The 3,903-nt window shown below is 72.7% G+C and carries 2 protein-coding genes; both read right to left on the reverse strand.

The features are described from left to right. Positions 1 to 271: 271 nt before the first annotated feature. The gene (locus tag OP86_RS33155) at positions 272 to 2,041 is read right to left on the reverse strand and encodes a penicillin-binding transpeptidase domain-containing protein (protein ID WP_037778401.1); all 1,770 of its coding nucleotides are present in this window, start codon (positions 2,039 to 2,041) and stop codon (positions 272 to 274) included. Between the two features lie 193 nt (positions 2,042 to 2,234). Continuing rightward, the coding region (locus OP86_RS32225; RefSeq protein ID WP_033334392.1) for a dolichyl-phosphate-mannose--protein mannosyltransferase at positions 2,235 to 3,903 on the reverse strand (1,669 nt) is incomplete at its 5' end.

Consider the following 3,903-nt stretch of genomic DNA (forward strand, 5'->3'; position numbering starts at 1 on the left):
CTTCTCGCTTTCGGCACCGGCGCGCCCCTTCGGCTCGGGGCGGGGACTCGCCCGCTCGTCTCCGGGGCGCTCTGACCCGGTGCCGACGGTCGGCGCTCCGGCGCTCGTGCCTCGCTTGTCGCTTCTCGCTTTCGGCACCGGCGCGCCCCTTCGGCTCGGGGCGGGGACTCGCCCGCTCGTCTCCGGGGCGCTCTGACCCGGTGCCGACGGTCGGCGGCCCGCCCTGCCGAGAGGCTGACGGGCGGGCTCGGGGCGAACGGTGCGGCGCGGGTCAGCGGCCCGCGGCCGCCTTCAGCAGGGAGGCGACCGCGGGGCCGGCCGCGTCCACGCCGTGGCCGCCGCCCTGGACCTCGGCGGCGACCGCGATGTTGCCGCGGAAGGCGGTGAACCAGCTGTTGGTGGTGGACGCGCCCTGGACCTCGGCGGATCCGGTCTTGGCGCCCGCGTTGTCGGTGATTCCGGCCATCACCTGGCTGGCCGTGCCGCCGACGGCGGTGGCGTTCATCATCGCGCGCAGCTTGGCCGCGACATCCGGCGAGATCTGGCGGGCCGCCGCCTGCTGCGGCAGGCCGGCGACCAGGATGGGCTGCTTGAACGCGCCGCTCTGGACGGTCGCCGTGATCGAGGCGATGGCCAGCGGGTTCATCTGGACCTTGCCCTGGCCGATGTAGTTCATGGCCTGTTCGTCCTTGCTGCCCGGCGTCGCCGGGATCTTGCCGTCGGCGTTCGGCAGGCCGGTCTTCCACTCCAGGCCGATGCCGTACACGTCCTTGGCCGTGCCGGACAGGGTCTCGGGCTTGAGGCTGGTCAGGCCCTGGTTGATGAAGGCCGTGTTACAGGACACCATGAAGTCCTGCTGGAGCGTGTTGTTCGGGAAGGCGCCCGGGAAGTCGTTCGGGATCGCGACCGCGTTGCTGCTCTTCTCCGGGCAGGCCACCACGGTGTCCGGGTTGATCCCGGTCTCCAGCAGGGCCGTCGAGGTGACGATCTTCATCGTCGAACCGGGGGCGAGCAGGCCGGTGAAGGCCCGGTTCTGGCCGGCGGCCGGGGCGTTGGCGAAGGCCAGCACCTGGCCGGTGCTCGGCTCGATCGCGACGATCGAGCCCTGCTTGCCGCCCAGGTCGGTCATCGCCTTCTCGGCGGCGGCCTGGATGGTGTTGTCGAGCGTCACCTTGAACGGCTTGCCGGGCTTCGGCTCGACGATGGTGAACAGCTTGTCGGAGGCGGCCTTGCCGGCCGGATCGCTGATCACCACCGCCTTGCCCGAGTCCTGGTCCTTGTTCGGGTCCGGCGGGAGCAGCTTCTGGGCGTTCTCCTGCAGGGTGTTCATCAGTGCCGGGGTGAGCGAGGCGCCCTGCAGCACCTTGCCGTTGCGGTCCACCACGGTGGACGGCGGGGCGAAGACCTGCTGGGTGGCGATGGTCTCGTTGCCGGACAGGTGCGGGTGGATCACCGACGGCGCCCAGTGCACGGCCGGGGTGTTGTCGCTCATCTTCACGACGCCCAGGAAGCCCTGGTAGTCCCAGGCCCGGCTGGTGCCCTCGAACTCGGCACGGGCCTTGAAGCTCATCAGCGTGCCGGTGGGCCCGGGCGTGGCGGTGGCGGACGGCGAGTCGGTGGCGCCCGGGGTGCCGGCCGCCGGGGGCGTCGCGGAGGCCCCGGGGGCGGGCTTGGCGGGGCTCGGGGTGCCGGTGGCGGCGGAGAAGACCTGCTGGGTGGTCGGACCGGTCGGGGTGAGGGTCAGGGCGCTCGGCTTCACCTGGTCCCGGAAGGCGGTCAGCGCGGTGGTGGCCGCGGCCGGGTCGTCGGTCAGCGAGGCCGCCTTGGCGAGGTCGCCGGAGGCCCAGGCCGCCAGGAAGTCCTTCGCGCCGGCCGCCGCCTGCTCGGCGGAGGGCGGCTCGGCGACCACCGTACGGGCCTTCTTGCCCCCGGACCCGGAGTCGTCCGAGCCGCCCATCAGGCTGTACGCGCCGTAGCCGCCGCCCGCGAGGACGGCGATGGACACGCCGGTGATGATGCCGATCTTCGCGCCACTGCGCATGGTGCAGGTCCCCCAGGGGTCTCGCGGCCGGGCGCAACCGGCCGGGGCCGGAAACGCGGTACGACCCCACCCTAGGCAGGACGGATCGGTGCGCTGACGAATCGCCCGTCACTTGTGACGGATCTGGTACGTGTCGTGCACCGCATACGGATGATTCGCGGGGACGCGGTGTGGGCCGGACCGCGGGGCGGGATCAGATCCAGCTGTTGAACCACATCCGGCGGCGCCAGTCCTCCAGCGGGATGGTCTGGCCCGTGAAGAGCGGGAAGAAGAACAGGAAGTTCCAGACGATCAGCAGCACCAGCAGGCCGGCCGCCGTGGCGCCGATGATCCGGCGGTCCCGGGAGGCGCCGGGCGGGCCGATCAGGGCGCCGACCAGCATCGTCACCGCGAGGACCAGGAACGGGACGAAGACCACCGCGTAGAAGAGGAAGATCGTCCGCTGCTGGTAGGCGAACCAGGGCAGGTAGCCGGCGGCCAGGCCGCACAGCAGCGCGCCGGCCCGCCAGTCCCGCCGGGCCGCCCAGCGCCACAGGCAGTAGGCCAGGGCCACCACGGCCGTCCACCACAGCAGCGGGGTGCCGATGCCCAGCACCTCGCGGGCGCAGTCGGCGGCGGTGCAGCCGGCCTGGCCCAGCTTGGGGGACTCGTAGTAGAAGGAGACCGGCCGGCCCAGCACCAGCCAGGACCACGGGTTGGACTGGTAGGTGTGCGGGTCGCTCAGGTGGGTGTGGAACTCGTAGACCGTCGAGTGGTAGTGCCACAGGGCGCGCAGGCCCTCGGGTATCCACGGGTAGTCGGTGGAGCGGCCGACCGCCCAGTCGCGGCCCCAGCCGCCCTTCCCGGGGGCGTTGCTGCTGGCGAACCAGCCCCACCAGGACGCGACGTAGACGACCACCGAGACCACGACGACCGAGACGAAGGCCGGCACGACGTCCCGGGCGAGCACCGCCAGGTACGGCCGCGGGGCCCCGGCCAGTCGGCGGGCGCCGACGTCCCAGAGGACGGTCAGCACGCCGAAGGCGGCCGCCACGTACAGGCCGCTCCACTTGGTGGCGCAGGTCAGCCCGATGCAGACGCCCGCCGCGATCCGGTACGGGCGCCAGCCCAGGTTCAGCCGCTGGGCGAGCTCCGCGTTCTCCACCCCGCCGAGCCTCGAAGCCAGCAGGGCCCGGGTGCGGTCGCGGTCCAGCAGCAGGAAGCCGAAGGCGGCGACGATCCAGAACATCACCACCAGGTCCAGCAGGGCGGCTCGGCTCAGCACCAGGTGCAGGCCGTCCACCGAGAGCAGCAGGCCGGCCACGCAGCCCAGCAGGGTCGAGCGGAACATCCGACGGGCGATCCGGGCCAGCATCAGCACCGACAGGGTGCCGAGCAGGGCCACCGCGAACCGCCAGCCGAAGGGGTTCATCCCGAACAGCTGCTCGCCCACGCCGATGATCCACTTGCCGACCGGCGGGTGGACCACGTACGAGGGCGTCGCCCGGTACGGGACGGCCGCGCCGGGCGTCATGATCTGGTTGTTGGCGTCCTCCGGCCAGCTGATCTCGTAGCCGCCGTGCCAGAGCGCGTAGGCGTCCTTGGCGTAGTACGTCTCGTCGAAGATGATCGCGTGCGGCTGGCCGAGGTTGGTGAACCGCAGCGCCCCGGCGAACAGCGCCACCGCGACCGGGCCCAGCCAGCCGGACCAGCGGCACAGGAAGTACCAGAGGCCCTGCGGCAGCGAGACGCCCAGGCGCACCAGCAGCGGGGACTGCGGCACGTCGCGCGCGGTCACCCGCGGGCCGTCCGGCATCGGCGGCACCAGGCGCTCGGCCAGCGGCGCCGTCGGGCGGGCGACGTAGCCGTGGCGGGCCAGGCGC

It is taken from the genome of Streptomyces novaecaesareae, from assembly GCF_000716875.1.
GTDB classification, from domain to species: domain Bacteria; phylum Actinomycetota; class Actinomycetes; order Streptomycetales; family Streptomycetaceae; genus Kitasatospora; species Kitasatospora novaecaesareae.